Genomic DNA, 18931 nt, shown 5'->3' on the forward strand with positions numbered 1-18931 from the left:
TACTCTGAGAGGAGTACGTACGGTTCGGAGGGGAGTGTCTGGAAACCTACTGTAGAAATACAGCAAGGCGCTGGGGGCTTACCCTACTATCGGTTCCGGCTGGCCGAGCCCAATCTGTTCCTCGGGAAATATTTACGCTTCAGCCATGATGGAAAGACGTCCGGACTGAGAATTGATTTAAATCAAAATTTCAGGAGCCGAAAAGAAGTGCTCGATGGAACGAATTATATCTTCCAGCAAGTAATGGGGAAAAAGGTAGGGGAAATTGACTATGATGAAGATGCACAGCTGAAAAAAGGTGCTCCATATCCGGAGGATGAACAGCACCCGATTGAACTGCATCTGATAGACGGAGCCCCAAGCGAGGAAACAGATCAGGAACAGGATGCAGCGGAGCCTGGCTTTGAAGCAGAAGGGCTGGAAAATGCCGAATTGGAAGCACGAATGATGGCAAAATTAATTAAGAAGGCCATTCAGGAACAGCAGCTGATTTTCGATACGAAAACAAAGCAATACCGTCCGATTATGTATCGGGATATCGTAATCCTTCTTCGCTCAATGCCGTGGGCTCCCCAAATTATGGAGGAATTTAAGAAACAGGGAATTCCTGTTTATGGGAATTTATCTACCGGCTATTTCGAAGCGACTGAAGTAGCGATCATGCTTTCGCTGCTGAAGGTGATTGATAATCCGCAGCAGGATATTCCGCTTGTTGCTGTGCTTCGCTCCCCGATCGTCGGATTGAATGAGGAAGAGCTTGCTCAAATTCGGCTGATGAATAACGGAACATATTATGAGGCTTTGGCTGATTTTTATCGGATGGGCAGCACAACAGAATATCCAGGACTTTACGAAAAAGCTGCTTCCTTCTATACAAAACTCGTGAAATGGAGAAAGCTTGCCAGAAAGGAAGCATTGTCAGATTTAATTTGGCAGTTGTTCCGCGAAACGAAATTTTATGATTTTGCGGGGGGGATGCCGGGCGGAAAACAAAGACAGGCAAATTTACGGGCTTTGTATGACCGGGCAAGACAATATGAAGAAAGCTCTTTCAGGGGCTTGTTCCGTTTCTTGCGATTCATTGAGAGAATGCAGGAACGCGGTGATGATTTGGGAGCTGCCAGAGCTCTTGGAGAACAGGAAGATGTGGTCAGACTGATGACAATCCATTCATCAAAAGGTCTCGAGTTCCCGGTTGTCTTTATCGCAGGCTTGTCCAGGCAGTTTAACCAGATGGATTTGCGTAAATCGTATTTATTGGATAAGGACTACGGATTTGCTTCAAAATATGTCAATCCAGAACTAAGGATTACGTATCCGTCACTTCCGCAGATGGCATTTAAGAAAAAGAAACAGCTGGAAATGATTGCTGAAGAAATGCGTGTTTTATATGTCGCCTTAACAAGGGCTAAGGAGAAAATTCATTTAATTGCAAGTGTCAAGGATGCCGATAAGAGTATTCTTGAATGGTCCGCTAACGGCTCAGGCCAGGAGTGGCTCCTTGATGATTACATCCGGGCAGGAGCGAAAAGCTACCTGGACTGGATTGGTCCTTCCATCATTCGGCATAGGGACTGCCAATCCATCTCACAAATCGGCAGCGATTCAAATGCACCGGATTTTATTACGGCACATCCTTCAAGCTGGTCGGTCTCTGTTGTCCCTACTGAAGAGCTGGCCGTGGATAATCAGCAGGAACAAATGGAGGAGGAACAGCTGCTTGAAAGGGTGAAACAGTCAGAAAGGGTGGATATTTCTTCAGATTTTTCACATCAGATTGAAGAACAGCTTCATTGGGAATACAGCCATTTGGATGCATCTGTTCATCGGTCCAAACAGTCGGTTTCAGAATTAAAGAGACAGAATGAAGTAAGGGATGACCGAAGCTCCACAGAACTGCTGCGTAAATTCAAGCGGCCTATCACAAAGCGGCCGGCCTTTATGCAGGAAAAAACGCTGACTCCTGCAGAGCGGGGAACCATTACCCACTTAGTGATGCAGCATATAGATTTTACAGCAGATGTTACGAAAGAATCTATAGAGGATCTGGTCCGGGAGTTAATTCGCCGGGAGCTGATGACAGAGGAACAAAGCCTTGCCGTTGTGCCGGAGGCCATTCTCGGGTTTTTCTTGACTCCGGTAGGCCGGCGGATGCTAAAAGCTGAAGATATCAGGAAAGAGGTGCCGTTCACCATGTCTTTCCCAGCCAGTGAGGCATATCCAGACTGGCGGAATGGTGAGGAAGAAATTCTCGTTCAGGGTGTAGTGGATTGTTTGTTCGAAGATGAAGAAGGCCTTGTTCTGATTGATTATAAAACGGACGGAATTACCGGACGTTTTGCCAATGGATTTGAAGGCGCGCGCGATATCTTGGCAGATCGCTATCGGAAACAGCTTGAACTCTATACCAGGGCAATCGAAGGTATTTTAAGAAAAAAAGTTGCTCAGCGCTATTTATTCTTTTTTGACGGGGCCCACTTGTTAGAATTGTAGAAGGAATCTGTCATTGTCATTTTTAAAACAAGCCGTCTGCATAGAGGAACGGGGAAATCAGTTTCATTAAGGAAGACCAAAAAGGATCGAGAGATGTCTCCCGATCCTTTTTGGTGTGTTTTTTGGACAGGTATTAGTCAATTGTTCGCTGTAATCGGCTGGTCAATTCCATTTACATCAAGTACATTATTGCCGTTCAGGCCATTCCCAGTGAAAATCAGGGCGCCGGTACTGAACGATCCTGATCCGGCAATCGTTTTAGTAGCGGCTTTTGGAGAAATAACCGCAGCATCTCCAAATAATAGGTTTCCATTTGCAATGGTATTGATTTGAACAGGGCCTACAATAGCTGGCATCGTAATCCTCCTTTTTTAGTCAGCGTTTTATTTCTCCGACTGGTTCATCGGGCTGATTCTCCTCAGGAATTTCCCGTATATGTTTGATGCGGGAAATCATTCGGACATCGCCAGCATTTCCAACTCCGACAACAGAGGATGACGAAATACCGATAATGTCCACGCTATTCACCTGGATGACTGGACTTGGGTTTTCGAAGGAGATGGATACAGGTTCATCAAGAGGCAGAAATATAGGCGGCCGGCGAAAGACAGGATAATCAAAATGCCCTTCCTGACCCAAAAATGTGCTCTCTTTCCGCTGATCGGCTAAAGCATAAGAGACGCCATCAATATAAGACATATCTCCAATTTGTAATAAAGAACTAAAGGATAATGTTTGAACTTCAATGGATTTTACTTTGGAAAGTCTTCGAAACATTTTCTAAATCTTTGGTGTCAGAGGCACTAAAGGCCCGATAATTAAAGATTCCGGCGGGGTGTCAAAAGCTGATGAGAGCTGCACGGTATGGACGTCACCGATCAGGAAAAGTCCAGAACTTGAAACACCGGTTATCTTAATGTCCCCGACACATAATTGATGATTTGTGACATGGAAATCCATTACACCATCTCCTTTCACGAATTTGTATGGCTGATAAATTGGGTAAGCGCCGTTTGGATATCTGTTTTTACTCTCTCAGTCACCTTTTCCCCGATTCTGTCCAATTGGGTGAGATGTCGTTCATTTGGCGGAGTTTGATCGATATAGGAGATAATTTTCTGGACCAGCTGCCGTCCGACATCTCCTTTGATCATATCCTTATAAGCCGGGTCGATTGTAATGCGCACCTGCTTTTCTGTCTCATGAATCATCTGATCTAACTCGGACATAATCCCATCTGCGATTTCCTGAATCATCCGCTCTCTTTCAGGAAAGAGGAAAGGGCCTGGAGTGGCTTGAGAGCCGTTCTGCTGGTTTACGGCAAACTCATCTATATTATCGAGGTCACTGGGGTTTAACCCAATATTTAATGTGCCGTCAAGGGATTCCACTTTTAATTGGTCAAATTTATATTCAATTCTGTCCACATGCACGGGCGGTCTTTTTTTCATATTCTCCATTTCTTCACTGAGGCGCTGAAGCTCATGTTCGAGTTTGATGATTCTTTGCTGCTGCATCTCCATATATTGCTGCATTTGAGTAATGTATGAATAGAAATCATAGTTCACGAAACATTCACCTCGCTGCCCAATTTTGGTAGTAGCAATATATGCGTGAAGCTGGGCGTAGGTGAATGACTATTATCCTGTCGGGGTGAATGGAGTGAAAGACACTTCATTGCCGTATTCAGGGTTTAACTCAGGCGCCGGTTCTGTAAAGCCGCCCGTATTGGACAGGATAGAATGCGGTTTAATCACTCCGGCACTGCCGATTTGAAAAACAGAAGAATTGGAAATACTTTCGATTTTTATCATATTGATATGAATGGTCTGCTGAATATTGAAATTCATTTGTGTCTCCTTTCCTAGACATTAAACGTGATAGGCTGATCCACAGAGTCAGAATCATTGGTATTTGTGGAATTATACCCGTTGTACAGCGAAATCGATTCACCTGTATTAAAAGACCCTGCACCTGCAAATGTTTTGGCCTGGGAATAAGGAGAGACTTTAAAAACATCGCCAACATGAAAAACACCGCTGCTTCCTAAATTAATGACTTGAACAATTCCTACAATGGCCGGCATGTTTCTCCTCCTTTACTACATCTATTTCGTTTTATAGTATGTCATTCACCCATTCATGTGAAAGGTTCGCCCGACAGTCAGGAAATTTATGTAAAGAATTCTATGAGTATGCTAAAATGGTGGTAATTCCAAAATTTAATAGATTGGGCGGTGCGGAAATGATGAAACCATTAGTGTTAACAGATTTTCTTGATCGGGCAGCTTCGGTGTACGGAGAAAAGAAAGCGCTTATAGGAGAAGATAAAATCTTGACGTACCGGCAATTGAATGAAAGGGTAAACCAGCTGTCATACGGTTTAACCGATTTAGGCATAAAAAAAGGAGACAAAATTGCGTATCTTGCTCCCAATTCAATAGAAATGCTTGAGGGATTTTACGGTGTATTTCAGCTTGGAGCTGTCATGGTTCCGCTTAATATCCGTCTTCGTCCAAGCGATTACCTGTTCATCCTTGATCACAGTGAATCCAAAGTGCTTTTTGTCGATCAGGAGATGTATCACTTGATTGAACCGATCAAAGACCAATTGGCAACTGTAAAACACATTATTGTCCATTATAAAGAAAGTCAAAATATTGAAATCGATTACAATAAATGGCTCGTACAGTACCCGTCCACTGTATTCCAAAGAGAACTCATCGATGAAAATGATATAGCGACGTTATTATATACGAGCGGCACAACCGGTGACCCTAAAGGGGTAATGCTGACTCACAGAAGCAATTACCTGCATGCTCTCAGCGCCATGCATCATATTAGAGTCAGTGACCGAGATGTTCTGCTGCACGTCCTTCCCATGTTCCATGTAAATGGGTGGGGATCCCCATTTTATTATACGTTAAATGGTTCGGCGCAGATTTGTTTTAGAAAGACAACACCGGAAATCATTTTCCGGGCTTTACAAGAACATCAAGTTTCCGTTTTACATATGGCCCCCTCTGTCCTGAATTCCATTCTTCAGTATCATGAGAGACATAAACAGGTGCTGGATCACGAGATTAGGATCGTTGTGGCTGGTTCTGCTCCGCCCCCGGCTTTCATCAGGAGAGTAGAGGAAGAACTTGGCTGGGAATTCATTCAGGTATACGGCATGACGGAGTCGGCTCCATTGTCTCTCGTCTCGTCCATTCGTTCAGAGTACCGGCATTTTTCTGACAGAGAGAAATACAATATGAAGGCGAAAGCTGGACATCAGATGGTCGGATGTGAAGTGAAAGTGGTCACAGATGAGGGAACAGAGGTCCCTAAGGATGGAAAAACGGTTGGGGAAATCATAGTCAGAAGCCATGGGGTGATGCTGGGGTACTGGAAAAATGAAGAGGCAACGATGAGGGCCATCCAAAACGGCTGGCTGCATACAGGAGATGTGGGGACAATAGATCAATATGGGAACATAGATATCGTAGACCGAAAAAAGGATATTATCATCAGCGGCGGAGAAAACATTTCGTCTATTGAGGTAGAAGGAATATTATATGATCATCCTGATATCATGGAAGCGGCCGTCATTGCGGTTCCTCATGAAAAATGGGGTGAAACGCCTCATGCCTTCATCGTCGCGAAAGAAGGAGTCTTATTATCTGAGCGGGATATTATTGATTTTACGAGAGAAAACCTGGCCCATTTTAAGGCGGTCACAGGTGTCAGTTTTGTAAAAGAACTACCTAAAACAGCATCAGGGAAAATTCAAAAAGTGCATTTGCGCAATGATTATTGGGAAAAAAGCGGAAAGACGGGAAGATTCGTTAATTAGCGATAAAGCGGCACCGGTCAAGCGTTGGCCGGTGTTTTTTAGGCAGCTGCCGTGATTAGGGAGGAAAGTATATGGAAAAAAGTGAAAGAATCGCAGTGATCGATATTTTGAGAGGGCTGGCCATACTGGGGATTTTTATGGTGAATATGCCTTCTTTTTATACGCCGATTAATTATATGGATGGATATGACAGATGGACGTCTGGGTCAGACCGCTATCTGTATATTTTTACGGATATTTTTGCTCAGGCAAGTTTTTATCCGCTGTTTGCTTTTTTGTTTGGATTTGGAGCGGTTATCCTTTGTGAGCGGACTGTGCAAAAAGGAAAATCTTTTCCGTTTCTCTTTAGTAAAAGACTGTTTGCTTTGCTTGTAATTGGCTGTCTTCATGCCTTTTTTGTATGGCATGGAGATATCCTGATTACGTATGCTTTGCTGGGCTTCATTTTTCTTTTCTTTTATAAAATGGGAGGGAGGGCGCTTCTTTGGATCGGCTCGCTTTTATATCTTATACCAAATGGATTGTTAGCCCTTGGGATGCTGGCTGTCACCTTGTTTGAACCATCTTTGGCGGTCTTTCCGACTGATCAGGATATGGTCCGGCAGTCCATGGAAACCTATTCAGCGGGAACTTTTATGGAGATTATGAGGCAGAGAATTTCTGATTGGTATTATGTGAACAATGGACTTAATGCTCCGTTCTTGTTTCTGTCTATTTTTCCGCTATTCTTAATTGGTGCGGGCTTTGCGAAACTTCAGTGGCTGAATGATATTCAAATACATCGGAAGAAGCTGGCGGTATTGGTTTGGGCCGGACTGTTCCTTGGTCTTGTCTTCAAGTGTTTCCCTTATCTAACGGCTTATAATGCGGGAACGATGTATGTCCAGGAATTTGGCGGCCCATTTTTGTCGATCGGGTATATAGGCGGGATAGCCCTGCTTTTCCAAAAGAAACAGGCAGCTTTGCTGTTAAGACCTTTAGGAAGCGTTGGACGGATGTCTCTGAGCAATTATTTATTTCAGTCGTTGCTCTGCTCTTTCCTTTTTTATTCATATGGTTTGGGACTGTACGGAAAGATTTCCTACACGGCTGGCTTCCTGCTTTTGGTGGGAATTTATGCGGTTCAGGTGTTTCTGAGTGAACGTTGGCTGAGAAAGTTCCGCTTCGGTCCGGCAGAATACATGTGGAGGCTTGCTTACGGTAACACGGCGCATATGCAAAGAAAAAAAGCGGGGTAACTGTTTACTCCTCCTGCACCTGAAAGCAGGGGGCTTAGTTTTGTTTTTCAATAAATGGCTATGGTATGATGGACATGTATTTAGTTTAGGGGAGGGTATTTGATTTGACTCATATTCATATTACGGCATGGGTAATAGGCATTGTTCTTTTTTTCGTTACATATTCCATGCTCAAAAGCGGCAGCCGAAAAGCAAAAATGCTCCATATGCTTACGCGTTTGTTTTACCTGATTATTATTTTAACAGGCGGAATGCTCGTATCAGGCGTCAGTGACTGGACTATTTATATTCCAAAAATGATTGTTGGTCTGATTGTTATTGCGGCCATGGAGATGGTTCTTGTGCGCCAAGCCAAAGGCAAAAGCACCGGTATGATGATGGGGCTTTTTGTCCTCGCATTTCTTGTCGTTCTTTACATGGGTTTTTCTTTGCCTCAAGGTTTTCAGTTTTTCAAATAATAAGAAATCGCTTCAACTGCAGATAAACTAGTGAAAATGCGTTTATCTGCAGTCTTTTTTATTTCAAAATAGAAGCAGGGTAATTACCGTTCCAAATAGACGCTTCCGCTGGCGGGACCGATCCGTTTCCCTCGTTGCCTTCTGTCATATGAAGGCGATGCTTATCCTGGCCGTCTATGAATTTGAAGAAAGAGCAGCTTAATTTGGCAGCCCGCTTGAAAACTAGTTGTTTGGAGCAGATGGTGCTTGACTACATGGGGATTAAGCGGACAGCGACGAAAACGCAAAAAGGCATCGAGAGGAGCCTCGCGATGCCTTTTATTATTTGCCGGGCTGTGGATTAAAATTGAGAATTCACTTTTTCAATAATAATTCTTTTCCCCGTATTGATTGTAAATTCAAACCGGTCATGGTCTTTTTCACCATAGGCAAAATGATGCTGGATGGCGCATATTTGCAGCCCGTTATCGAAGGTAAAGAAATTCACGCCGGATTGGGCTGAAATAGGTCTGAGGAAAGCCAGCTGATTATAGCTGTAGATACAGTCATATATAGAAAATCCAAGAGAATTCAAAGTCGTGATGAATTGGAAAAAAGCATCGTCATTCAGTTCCTCCAATAATTTCTCGAAGGAATAAATCAATTTTTTTCGGATCCGGATAGGTTCCTGATCTTTCAAAAAGGAAATTTCGCTGCCAAGGATGATTTTCCCTTCTTCTTGAATCATCCCCTGTCTCCATCTTCCTCCCCGGTATACTTCAACAATTTCTTGATGAAAATCCTCGATTGAAGACGCCTCGTCTGTTTCATCATCAAAGAAAATCCATTGCTGATTGATGTTTTCCACCGTTCCTTCTGTAAATGCCCTCGTTTGGTTTTTGATAAGTTTCTCTCTTTGATGCTGATTCATAATATACCTCCAAAAATGGAATGCCTCACCTACTTTGTAGACAAATTCAACAGAAAATATAATCGTATATTTTTAATAAATATGGACAAATAACCTTCTGCCCATTCTTGCATAGGCTATGTTATAGACCAATTTCATTGCTCATCTATTCATATACTTGGTTTGGGGCAGCCGGTCAGCCGATACTTATTAATAAAAAAGAAAATTCTCCGCCCTGGGAAGGATGATGTTCATGTGCGGCATAACGGGTTGGGTCGATTACCGTAAAGACCTCCGTAAAGAAACGAAAACGATTGAAGCTATGACAAAAACGTTGTCAAAAAGGGGGCCGGATGATGATAATGTCTGGTGTGAAGTCCCGGTTGCTTTTGGCCACCGGCGCCTGACAGTGGTGGATCCTGTCGGAGGCAGGCAGCCTATGGTCAAGACTCACGGAGATAGCAGATATACCCTTTGTTATAACGGAGAACTGTACAATACGGAAGATATCCGCAAAGAGCTATTATTAAAAGGATATTCCTTTAATGGCCATTCTGATACAGAAGTTTTACTAACTTCTTATATTGAATGGAAAGAAAAATGTGTGGAGCTGTTTAATGGGATTTTTGCTTTTGCGATTTGGGACGAAAAAGAGCAAAAATTGTTTATGGGTCGCGACCGTCTTGGAGTTAAGCCGCTATTTTACACAGAAAAGAACGGCGGATTCATTTTTGGCTCGGAGCTTAAAGCCCTGCTTGCCCATCCTGATGTCAAAGCAGAAATTGACAGGGAAGGGCTGGCCGAAGTGTTAGGGCTTGGACCGTCCCGGAAGCCTGGATCAGGCGTGTTTCTAGGAGTTAAAGAGCTGAGACCGGCTCACGCTCTTACCTTAAGCCAGTCCGGACTGCGGATTTGGCGTTACTGGAATGTAAAAAGTGAACGCCATACGGACAGTTTGGAGGAAACATCAGAAAAGGTCCGCTTCTTATTAGAAGATGCGGTAACACGGCAGCTGGTTTCGGATGTTCCGCTGTGCAGTTTTTTATCTGGCGGTGTCGATTCCAGTGCCATTACAGCCATTGCGGCAAATGCCTACAAAAATGAAGGGAAGGGGCCGTTTCACACATATTCCATTGATTATGAGGGAAATGACCAATTTTTCAAATCAAATGCCTTTCAGCCAAATGCTGACGGTCCTTGGATTGAAAAAATGTCTGACGCTTTTCAAACAAGACATCATAACTCGATTATTACCCAGGCTGAACTGGTGAATTACCTGACAGATGCGGTTCATGCCAGGGATCTTCCTGGAATGGCTGATGTCGACTCATCCTTGCTTTGGTTCTGTAAAGAAATTAAAAAAGATTTTGTCGTCGGTCTTTCTGGTGAATGTGCAGATGAGATATTTGGCGGCTATCCATGGTTTCATCGTGAAGATGATTTAAATAGGGGCGGCTTTCCCTGGATGAGATCAACTGAAGAAAGGGTTTCCCTTCTGAAGGATTCCTGGAGGGGGAAACTGAAGCTCGATGAGTTTGCCGCACAATCCTATTTGGATACATTGGCTGAAGTGCCCAGACTTGACGGTGAAACTGGGGAAGCAGCGAGAAGGCGGGAATTATTTTATTTAAATATTCTATGGTTCATGACGACTTTGCTCGACCGAAAAGACAGGATGAGCATGGGAGCGAGTCTGGAAGTTCGGGTGCCATTTGCCGATCACCGGCTTGTCGAGTATGTCTGGAATATCCCGTGGGAAATGAAGATGACGGGCAGCCGTGAGAAGGGGATTTTACGAAAGGCATTGGAAGGATTGCTCCCGGATGAAGTACTGTACCGCAAAAAAAGTCCATATCCAAAAACACATCACCCAGAATATACTGACAGGGTACAAACGGTTTTAAAAGAAATAATAGATGACCGGAATTCTGTCCTTCATGAATTATTTGATGAAAAGAAGCTAAAGGATATTGTCTTGACGAAAGGAGAGGCCTTTAAAGTTCCATGGTTTGGGCAGCTGATGTCCGGTCCTCAGCTGCTTGCCCATTTAGCGCAAATCCATATTTGGTTTAAGGACTATCAGATTCAGCTGATAGACCGATAACAGAAAAAAGCAGCGGAATTATTCCGCTGCTTTCTCTTTTTCAAAAGATAGAATTTTATAATCATAGCCTTTTAATCGTATTGTGGAGAAATCCTTTTGTTCTCCGGTTATTAAATCAGCAGCCGTTCCTTGGAAAGGGTGAGGCAATGAGGTGCCTTGATCTTCAGGATTCGGATTAAGTAAAATCAGAATAGAGCGTTCATTTGAGTATTTATGATAGGCAATGAGTTTTTCATTCTCCAACTCATTAAGGAAGGCGAACTGTCCCTCATTGGCAAGGAGAGGTTCTTGTTTCCGCAAGGCGATCAACTGTTTAATCTCATTGAACAGGTCTCTGTTTTGCCTTTCTTCTTCCCATTCCATGCATTTTCTGCATCCTGGATCCGGCCCTCCGTCCATTCCAATTTCATCGCCGTAATAAATACAAGGGGTTCCGTTGAAAGTCAGCAGCAGGGCGAAAAGCATTTTCACCTTATTTATATTCCCTTTGCACTCAGTCAGAATTCTCGGGGTATCATGGCTGCCAAGTAGGTTAAAGGCTGATTCAAACACATTTTTCGGATAGCTGTGATAAACTGTTGTCATTTTCTCCATAAATTGTTTGGGCGTAAGATCCTCATTCGCAAGCAGCCGAAGCGCATTGGTCGTAAAAGGGTAGTTCATCACACCGTCAAACTGGTCACCTCTCAGCCATGGCATAGAGTCATGCCACACCTCGCCCAGTATGTACAGATCCGGTTTGATCTTTTTCACCGTTTTTCGGAATTCTCTCCAAAAGGGCTGATCCACTTCATTGGCCACATCAAGGCGCCAGCCGTCTATATCAAATTCTTCAATCCAGTAAGCGGCAGCTTTAAGCAGATAATTCTTAACATCCGGATTGGCGGTATTCAATTTAGGCATGGAAGCGACAAAATCAAATGTATCATAATTCGGCCGTTCACCGCCCTTCAGCGGGAAGCTGTGAATATGAAACCAGTCCTTATATTCTGAGTCCTGTCCTTTTTCCAGCACATCCTGAAAAGGAGGGAAATAATAGCCGCTGTGATTAAAGACAGCATCGAGCATTACTTTGATACCGCGATTATGGCATTCAGCTACAAGCTTTTTCAGGATTTCTTTTGATCCAAATTGAGGGTCGATTTCCATGTAGTCAATCGTGTCATATTTGTGATTAGAGTAAGCTGTAAAGACAGGAGTAAAGTATATTCCGCTGATGCCGAGTTCGGACAGGTGATCCAGATGTTCGATAATACCGGCAAAATCGCCGCCAAAAAAATTATTTGTCTTTGGTTCTTCACTTCCCCATGGTTTTGTTCCTTCCGGGTCAATTTCCTGATCTCCATTTGCAAATCGTTCGGGGAAGATTTGATACCAGACCGTGTCTTTAACCCATGCTGGCGCCTGGAAAATTTCATTTTCATGGATATATGGAATAGCGAAATAATAGCTGTTATCATATGGTGTTTTTTCAAAAAAACCTTTCTCGCAATAAGTCCATTCCTCGTTACCTGAACGGAGGGAGAAACCATAGCGAATCCGGCCATACGGAGGCTTGACATAAACTTCCCAATAATCGAAAAGATCATCACTTCCCGAGATGTTCATGGGGGTTTCTTCAATCTTCCATTTCCCGGCTTCAAAAACATAAGGGTCACCGAATAACAATGTAACCAGCTCTATATCCTGCTTTTTTGTCCGCAGACGGATATGGAGCGCTTCGGCATCGACACTGTATGAAAAATTATCGAGGGGCCGATGAAATACTGAGGATTTTTCCATTAGCGATTCACTCCTTTTTATATGGCTTGTTTTAAGCCTATAAAAATATTGGTTCCATTTCAATAATAAGGAACAAACTGACATTAGTTATTTGTCCTTCACCTATATACCCAGAATTCTTTATGAAGTATCCCAAGTTTGCTTAATTTCTTAAGATTTCTTGAGAAGTAATAAAAAGGGCAGAGAATCGTATAATAAGTGGAAAGGGAATGCAAACGATTTCATTTTAGCGACGGCTGTCGGAGGCCTGTGTGGGAGGAAGCTGTTTTTTGAAGAAATTAATACTATATTTGTCACTGCTCTGCATTACTGCAGCCATCATATCAGGATGCGGGAAACCCGAAAGCAAACAAACAGATCATGAGCAAGTTAAGGAAGAAGAACATGCTGAACCGAAACCTGAACAGCTGATAATCTGGAGTGAGCCTGGAACTTATCGGGAACAGCAGGAGATGTTAAAAGCTTTTGAGCAAAAATATGGCATACATGTGGTGAATAAAGAAATGGGAATTGCTGATGAGATTCCGGAACAGCTTAGCATTGAGGGACCTGTAGGAAAAGGGCCGGATGTAGCAGCACTCAGGCACGAGCAAATCGGACGCATGGCAGAGGAAGGGCTTATTCAGGAAATGAAGGTGTCCGGCCGGGTGCTGAGCAAATTTCTCGACCCGGCGCTGGCTGCCGAAACGTATGATGGAATTCTTTTTGGACTTCCAACATCGGTCGAAACACAGGTATTTTACTATAATAAATCGAAAATGAAGAAAAACCCAAGGACGCTGCAGGAGCTTTATCATTCCGTCTCAAAAGGGGAAAAAGGAGATACTTATGAATTTATAGCCAATTGGACGGACTTTCCGTCGGCATATGGAATAATAGGGGGAATGGGCGGTTACGTATTTAAAGAAAACAGAGGGACGTATGATCCTTCATCCATTGGTTTATCCAACAGAGGTTCCGTTAAAGCTGCAGAATTTGTACAAAAGTGGTATGAAAATCAGCTTTTGCCTAAAATTCCTTCGGATGAAAATGGGGAAGATTTTCGTAATCGTCTGTTTTCAGAAGGAAAAGCAGCTTCGATGATAGCAGGACCCGGAGTTTTGAAAAACGAGAAAAATAAAGGAATGGATATCGGTGTGTCTGTCTTGCCGAAATTGACCAAAGGAAAAGAGATGACGCCTTTCCTGCATGTCAAAGGCCTGCACGTCACAGCCTTCACCAAATATCCGTATTGGTCAGCTAAACTTGCTGAGTTTCTTGCCAATGAGCAAAATGCGGAGAAACGATACCGGGCGGCACACGTTATACCCGCCTTAAAGCTGAAGAATGATTCTTTTATCTCCGATGATGAAGAGGCAGCAGCAATCAGCGAGCAAGCTGAAAAGGCGGTACCCGTTCCAAATGCTCCGGAAATGGAGGCAGTATGGAAGCCGATGGAGACTGCTTATGCAGCCATTTCTTCCGGAAGTACAAATACAAAGAAGGATTTAGAAAAAGCTGTACGGAAAATAAAGCAAAATATCCAGAATAACAAAGAATAAACAGTGTATCTGTATTTTAAAATTTCCTAAATATCCAAAATTTTAAAATTCTTGTTTGACGGGTGGGTTTCAAAAGGCTACGCTAAAGGCGGAAAGAGAGATATAGCTAGGAGGAGAAGACATGGGAAGAAGGTTTTTTTCACTTGTCTTGCTTCCGCTGCTTCTTTTTTACGCCTTTCCTGCTGAAGCCGCGCAAAAAGAAGTACGCACATGGCAAGATGAAATCGTTTACTCAATTATGATTGACCGCTTTTTTGACGGGAATCCAGACAATAACAGAGATACAGATGTGCATGATCCGGCAAGTTATCATGGAGGTGATTTTGCAGGGGTCACAAAAAAACTGGATTATTTGCATGATATGGGATTTACAGCCCTGATTCTATCCCCGGTGTTTGATAATGATGAAAAGGGCTACCATGGATATTGGGTTAACGATTTTTATAAGACGGATGAACATTTTGGCTCCCTTAAGGAGTTTAAACGGCTCGTGAAGGAAGCACATAAGAGAGAAATGAAAATCCTGCTTGATTTCGATGTTCATCATGTATCAGAAAACAGTCCGCTTTTCAAAGATTCAGAGAAACAGGATTGGTTCCTGAGTCAAGGAGAAAAGCAGGATACAAATGATTGGACAGCAGGATTGCCGATTATTGATCAAAACCGTCCCGAAGCGAGACAGTATCTCATAGAGGCGGCAAAATGGTGGCTGTCTTATACAGGAATTGACGGTTTCAGAATGACGGATGTGCAGCAGGGGAGCATCGATTTTTGGATGGCATTTGCCCAGGCGGTTAAATCGGAAAAAAAAGATGCCTGCTTAATTGCAGATATGCAGACAGCCGATAAAGAAACCTTTAAAAAGTATAAGGAAGCTGGTTTTGACAGCTACATCAATTATCATGAGATGGAGCTGCTGCGTAAATCATTCTCTAAACCCGATGAAAGTCTGGAAAGAACCCTGAGCCTTGATCCAGAATTTACAGGAGATCAATCTTTATTGCTGGATCATGTTACCGCAAAAAGATTTGCGAAAGATGCTGAAAGTTATAATGAGCATCCTGGGACCCGCTGGAAGCTGGCTTTATCTTACACCTATACTGCCCCAGGGACCCCGATTGTATTTTATGGAACAGAGATTGCTCTGAATGGGGGAGCAGCACCGGATAATCTTAAGCTGATGAATTTCAAAACAGAACAGGACCTTGTCGAGTATATAACCAGCCTGGCGGCGGTACGCAAAGCACATCCTTCTCTTGTCCGCGGTGATTTTGAATTACTGTATGAAGAGGGCGGTATGATGGTCTTCAAACGAACCTATGCTGGAGAAATAACCGTTACGGCCATCAATAACACATCTAAGACACAAACTGTTCAGCTGGATGAATCAATGCTTGAGGGGAACAAAGAGCTGAGGGGGACTTTGAACAGTGACTTAGTACGCAGCAAGGACGGCAGCTACACTCTGGTTATGGACCGTGAAATGGCAGAGGTTTATACTGTGGAAAAAAAATCCATTATTAATATTCCGTATCTCATTGTAATGGGTTTAGTATTAGCTGTATTTTCCATATTCATCATTCTGATTATTAAGCGCTCGAAGCACGAATAAAATTCTCTGCCTGAATGTTTGAAACAAAATTGAGTACCTCCAATCAGCAGGAGAAAGGCATTACGCGATCTAGGGAGGTAAGACGGATGAAAAGAAGCTGGTGGAAGGAAGCAGTTTGCTATCAAGTCTATCCACGGAGTTTTATGGACAGTAACGGGGATGGAATTGGTGACTTAAGAGGACTGATTGCGAAGCTTGATTACCTGAAAGACCTTGGAGTCGATGTTATTTGGGTATGCCCGTTTTATCGCTCTCCGAATGCAGATAATGGCTATGATATCAGTGATTATCAGGCTGTTGGCACAGAGTACGGGACTATGGAAGATGCAGATGCCCTAATTGAGGAAATCCATAAGCGGGGAATGAGGCTTGTTTTGGATTTGGTGCTCAATCATACAAGCGATGAGCATCCTTGGTTTATCAAGTCGCGTTCATCAAGGGCCAGTCAAAAAAGGGACTGGTATATCTGGCGGGACGGTACGAATGGAAGGGAACCGAATAATTGGGAAAGCATCTTTTCAGGAAGTGCCTGGAAATATGATAAGGAATCAGGCCAATATTATCTCCATTTGTTTGCAGAAAAACAGCCGGATTTGAATTGGCATAATGAAGAGATGCGAAAAGCACTGTATCAGATGATCAGGTGGTGGCTGGGCAAAGGCATCGATGGATTTCGGATCGATGCGATCACTCATATTAAAAAGCGCGATGGGCTGCCGGATATGCCGAACCCTTATAATGCCGAGTATGTGCCGGCTTTTGAGATGCATACGAACCAGCTTGGAATTCTCAGCTGGCTGCAAGAGCTGAAGGCTGAGACATTTTCCCGGTACGATGTTATGACGGTCGGCGAGGCCAACGGGGTTCCCATACACGAAGCGGAGTCTTGGGTGGGAGAGCAAGCAGGTGTGTTCAATATGATCTTTCAATTTGAGCACCTTGGACTTTGGAAGCGGGGGACAGATCAGACGGTAGATGTTCAAAGTCTTAAACATACTTTGACAAAGTGGCAAAAAGGTCTTCACCAGCGAGGATGGAACGCTCTTTTTCTAGAAAATCATGATCAGCCCAGAAGTGTATCAAGCTGGGGAGATGATAAAACATATTGGAAAGAAAGTGCCAAGATGATTGGCGGACTCTATTTTCTAATGCAGGGGACGCCTTTCATTTACCAGGGGCAGGAAATCGCAATGACAAACGTGAAGTTCCCGACGATTGAAGAATATGATGATGTGGGTATGAAAAACTACTATCAATTAGAGACTGCTAATGGCAGGGCACATGAAGAAATCATGGAGATTATCTGGCAAAACGGACGCGATAATTCAAGAACTCCGATGCAGTGGGATGCCGGCGAACAAGGCGGTTTTACATCAGGAAAGCCTTGGATGAAGATAAATCCGAACTATAAAAATATTAATGTGGAACAGCAAATGCAGGAAAAGGATTCCGTCTATCATTTTTATAAAACAATGATTCAGGTCAGAAAAAAATATCCAGTATTTATTTATGGAGAGTATAATCTACTATATCCGGACCATTCGAATATCTATGTGTATACAAGAAGTTTTCAAGATGATACAGCTTTTGTTATTTGCAACTTCAGCCAGACTTGCCAACACATCGCTATAGGTGAACTGAATGCAGAAAAAGCAGATCTGCTGCTGGCCAATTACCCGCCTGCCCCGATTCCTGCTGACCAATCATTAGAACTGAGACCTTATGAAATCAGAGTTTATATGAACTGAGCCAAAAAGAAGCCGAAGGAAGCGCCGGCTTCTTTTTTATCTCGGTGAATTGACGAAATACTTGAAATTTATATAAAATTCTCTGGCATACTTTAACGGGTCAGTGTATGATAGAGTCATAAAATGTATATATATTATAAAAAGCCTGCAGGAGGGGAGTGGGAAAACTGTCTATCACAATAAAGGATGTTGCACAGCTGGCAGAGGTAGCGCCTTCCACTGTTTCAAGAGTTATTGCTAACAATCCGCGAATAAGTGAAAAAACAAAGGTCCGAGTACGGGAGGCAATGGAAAAGCTGGGGTATCATCCGAACTTTATAGCGAGAAGCCTTGCGAATCAATCTACTAAGATCTTAGGGCTGGTACTTCCCGGATCTGCGGATGTTTTTTATCAAAACCCCTTCTTTCCGACCGTATTAAGGGGTCTCAGTGAGGGTGCTCAAGAAAATCAATATTCCCTGTTATTAAGCACCGGAAAGACAGAGGAAGAAATTTATGAAGGTGTCGTGAATATGGTACAGGGGGGAATGGTTGATGGGATTATTCTTCTTTATTCCAGAGTGAATGATCATATTTTGTCCTATTTGCGCTCTAAGAAATTCCCTTTTGTCCTTATCGGAAAGCCGTTTGATTTCGATGATGAAATCACCTATATTGACAATGATAATTATACCGCTGCTAAAGAAGCGACGTCTTATTTAATAGAACTTGGACACGAAAAAATTGGATTCATTTCTGGTGATTCTGACTATATGATGACGAAGGAACGGCTGAAAGGGTATGTGGATGCCCTCACAACCGAAGGAATTCCTATAAAAAAAGAATACATTATTGAAAATGGCGGGGTGGATGAAGGGGGAAAGCAGACAGCCAAACGGATTCTTTCCTTGGCTGAACCGCCGACAGCTTTGATTATTGGTGATGATCTGCTGGCGCTCGGGATGGCCAATTCATTCAGAGAATTAGGAATCAGAGTTCCTGATCATCTTTCCATGATCAGTTTCAACAATGCCTTCTTCTCAGACTTTTCCAGTCCGCAGCTGACTTCTGTGGATATTAATATATTTGATTTGGGCTATCAGGCATCACGCTCTTTGATTCACCATCTAAAACATCCGGGAAGCCCTGCAAGCAAAGTCATCATCCCGCATCAATTTATAGAGAGATGTTCCTGCAAAGGGTTTGGGAAAATGGCCATGACGATATCATAAAAAAGGCAAGCCCATTTG

General features: G+C 43.2%; 17 protein-coding genes. 9 read left to right on the forward strand and 8 right to left on the reverse strand.

What is annotated here, in order from left to right; genetic code table 11:
- The first annotated feature begins 99 nt into the window (after positions 1–99).
- The gene (gene addA / locus BQ4305_RS17530) at positions 100–2493 is read left to right on the forward strand and encodes a helicase-exonuclease AddAB subunit AddA (protein WP_324611621.1); all 2394 of its coding nucleotides are present in this window, start codon (positions 100–102) and stop codon (positions 2491–2493) included.
- Between the two features lie 137 nt (positions 2494–2630).
- Here addA and BQ4305_RS17535 read toward each other — a convergent pair whose 3' ends face one another.
- From BQ4305_RS17535 to BQ4305_RS17560, 6 genes are all read right to left on the reverse strand, one after another.
- On the reverse strand, positions 2631–2849 hold the full coding sequence (locus tag BQ4305_RS17535; RefSeq protein ID WP_110929045.1) for a spore germination protein: 219 nt from the start codon (positions 2847–2849) through the stop codon (positions 2631–2633).
- 19 nt (positions 2850–2868) lie between these two features.
- A complete protein-coding gene (locus BQ4305_RS17540; RefSeq protein WP_110929046.1) occupies positions 2869–3270 on the reverse strand; it encodes a spore germination protein GerPE in 402 nt (133 codons plus the stop codon).
- A 3-nt stretch (positions 3271–3273) separates the two neighbouring features.
- A complete protein-coding gene (locus tag BQ4305_RS17545; RefSeq protein WP_110929047.1) occupies positions 3274–3453 on the reverse strand; it encodes a spore gernimation protein GerPD in 180 nt (59 codons plus the stop codon).
- A 14-nt stretch (positions 3454–3467) separates the two neighbouring features.
- The gene (gene gerPC / locus BQ4305_RS17550) at positions 3468–4061 is read right to left on the reverse strand and encodes a spore germination protein GerPC (RefSeq protein ID WP_110929048.1); all 594 of its coding nucleotides are present in this window, start codon (positions 4059–4061) and stop codon (positions 3468–3470) included.
- 72 nt (positions 4062–4133) lie between these two features.
- On the reverse strand, positions 4134–4343 hold the full coding sequence (locus BQ4305_RS17555) for a spore germination protein GerPB (RefSeq protein WP_110929049.1): 210 nt from the start codon (positions 4341–4343) through the stop codon (positions 4134–4136).
- 14 nt (positions 4344–4357) lie between these two features.
- Entirely contained in the window at positions 4358–4579 is a 222-nt protein-coding gene (locus BQ4305_RS17560) for a spore germination protein (protein WP_110929050.1), read from the reverse strand.
- Positions 4580–4737: 158 nt separating this feature from the next.
- On the opposite strand from BQ4305_RS17560, the gene BQ4305_RS17565 reads away from it, so the two are divergent.
- The 3 genes from BQ4305_RS17565 (at position 4738) to BQ4305_RS17575 (ending at position 8026) form a co-directional block, all read left to right on the forward strand.
- Positions 4738–6330 (forward strand): long-chain-fatty-acid--CoA ligase, encoded by a 1593-nt coding sequence (locus BQ4305_RS17565; RefSeq protein ID WP_110929680.1) that lies wholly within the window; start codon positions 4738–4740, stop codon positions 6328–6330.
- A 71-nt stretch (positions 6331–6401) separates the two neighbouring features.
- The gene (locus tag BQ4305_RS17570) at positions 6402–7568 is read left to right on the forward strand and encodes a DUF418 domain-containing protein (RefSeq protein ID WP_110929051.1); all 1167 of its coding nucleotides are present in this window, start codon (positions 6402–6404) and stop codon (positions 7566–7568) included.
- A 104-nt stretch (positions 7569–7672) separates the two neighbouring features.
- Positions 7673–8026, forward strand: a complete 354-nt coding sequence (locus BQ4305_RS17575; RefSeq protein ID WP_110929052.1) for a YisL family protein — start codon at positions 7673–7675, stop codon at positions 8024–8026.
- 340 nt (positions 8027–8366) lie between these two features.
- Here BQ4305_RS17575 and BQ4305_RS17580 read toward each other — a convergent pair whose 3' ends face one another.
- Positions 8367–8936, reverse strand: a complete 570-nt coding sequence (locus tag BQ4305_RS17580; protein ID WP_110929053.1) for a DUF2777 domain-containing protein — start codon at positions 8934–8936, stop codon at positions 8367–8369.
- Between the two features lie 232 nt (positions 8937–9168).
- Here BQ4305_RS17580 and asnB point away from each other — a divergent pair, with 232 nt between their 5' ends.
- Positions 9169–11019, forward strand: a complete 1851-nt coding sequence (gene asnB / locus BQ4305_RS17585; protein ID WP_110929054.1) for an asparagine synthase (glutamine-hydrolyzing) — start codon at positions 9169–9171, stop codon at positions 11017–11019.
- A gap of 18 nt (positions 11020–11037) precedes the next feature.
- Here asnB and BQ4305_RS17590 read toward each other — a convergent pair whose 3' ends face one another.
- Positions 11038–12801 carry a glycoside hydrolase family 13 protein gene (locus tag BQ4305_RS17590; RefSeq protein ID WP_110929055.1) on the reverse strand — a complete coding sequence of 588 codons (1764 nt, stop codon included), beginning with the start codon at positions 12799–12801 and terminating at the stop codon, positions 11038–11040.
- 269 nt (positions 12802–13070) lie between these two features.
- Between BQ4305_RS17590 and BQ4305_RS17595 the strand changes: the two genes are divergently transcribed.
- The 4 genes from BQ4305_RS17595 (at position 13071) to BQ4305_RS17610 (ending at position 18913) form a co-directional block, all read left to right on the forward strand.
- The gene (locus BQ4305_RS17595) at positions 13071–14342 is read left to right on the forward strand and encodes an extracellular solute-binding protein (RefSeq protein WP_199880745.1); all 1272 of its coding nucleotides are present in this window, start codon (positions 13071–13073) and stop codon (positions 14340–14342) included.
- A gap of 121 nt (positions 14343–14463) precedes the next feature.
- Entirely contained in the window at positions 14464–15954 is a 1491-nt protein-coding gene (locus BQ4305_RS17600; RefSeq protein ID WP_110929057.1) for an alpha-amylase family glycosyl hydrolase, read from the forward strand.
- Positions 15955–16040: 86 nt separating this feature from the next.
- Complete coding sequence (locus BQ4305_RS17605) at positions 16041–17702, forward strand: glycoside hydrolase family 13 protein (protein ID WP_110929058.1); 1662 nt, start codon at positions 16041–16043, stop codon at positions 17700–17702.
- 167 nt (positions 17703–17869) lie between these two features.
- Complete coding sequence (locus BQ4305_RS17610; protein ID WP_110929681.1) at positions 17870–18913, forward strand: LacI family DNA-binding transcriptional regulator; 1044 nt, start codon at positions 17870–17872, stop codon at positions 18911–18913.
- Positions 18914–18931: the final 18 nt, after the last annotated feature.

The sequence above is a fragment of the Bacillus massiliglaciei genome (assembly GCF_900098925.1).
GTDB lineage: Bacteria > Bacillota > Bacilli > Bacillales > DSM-1321 > Peribacillus > Peribacillus massiliglaciei.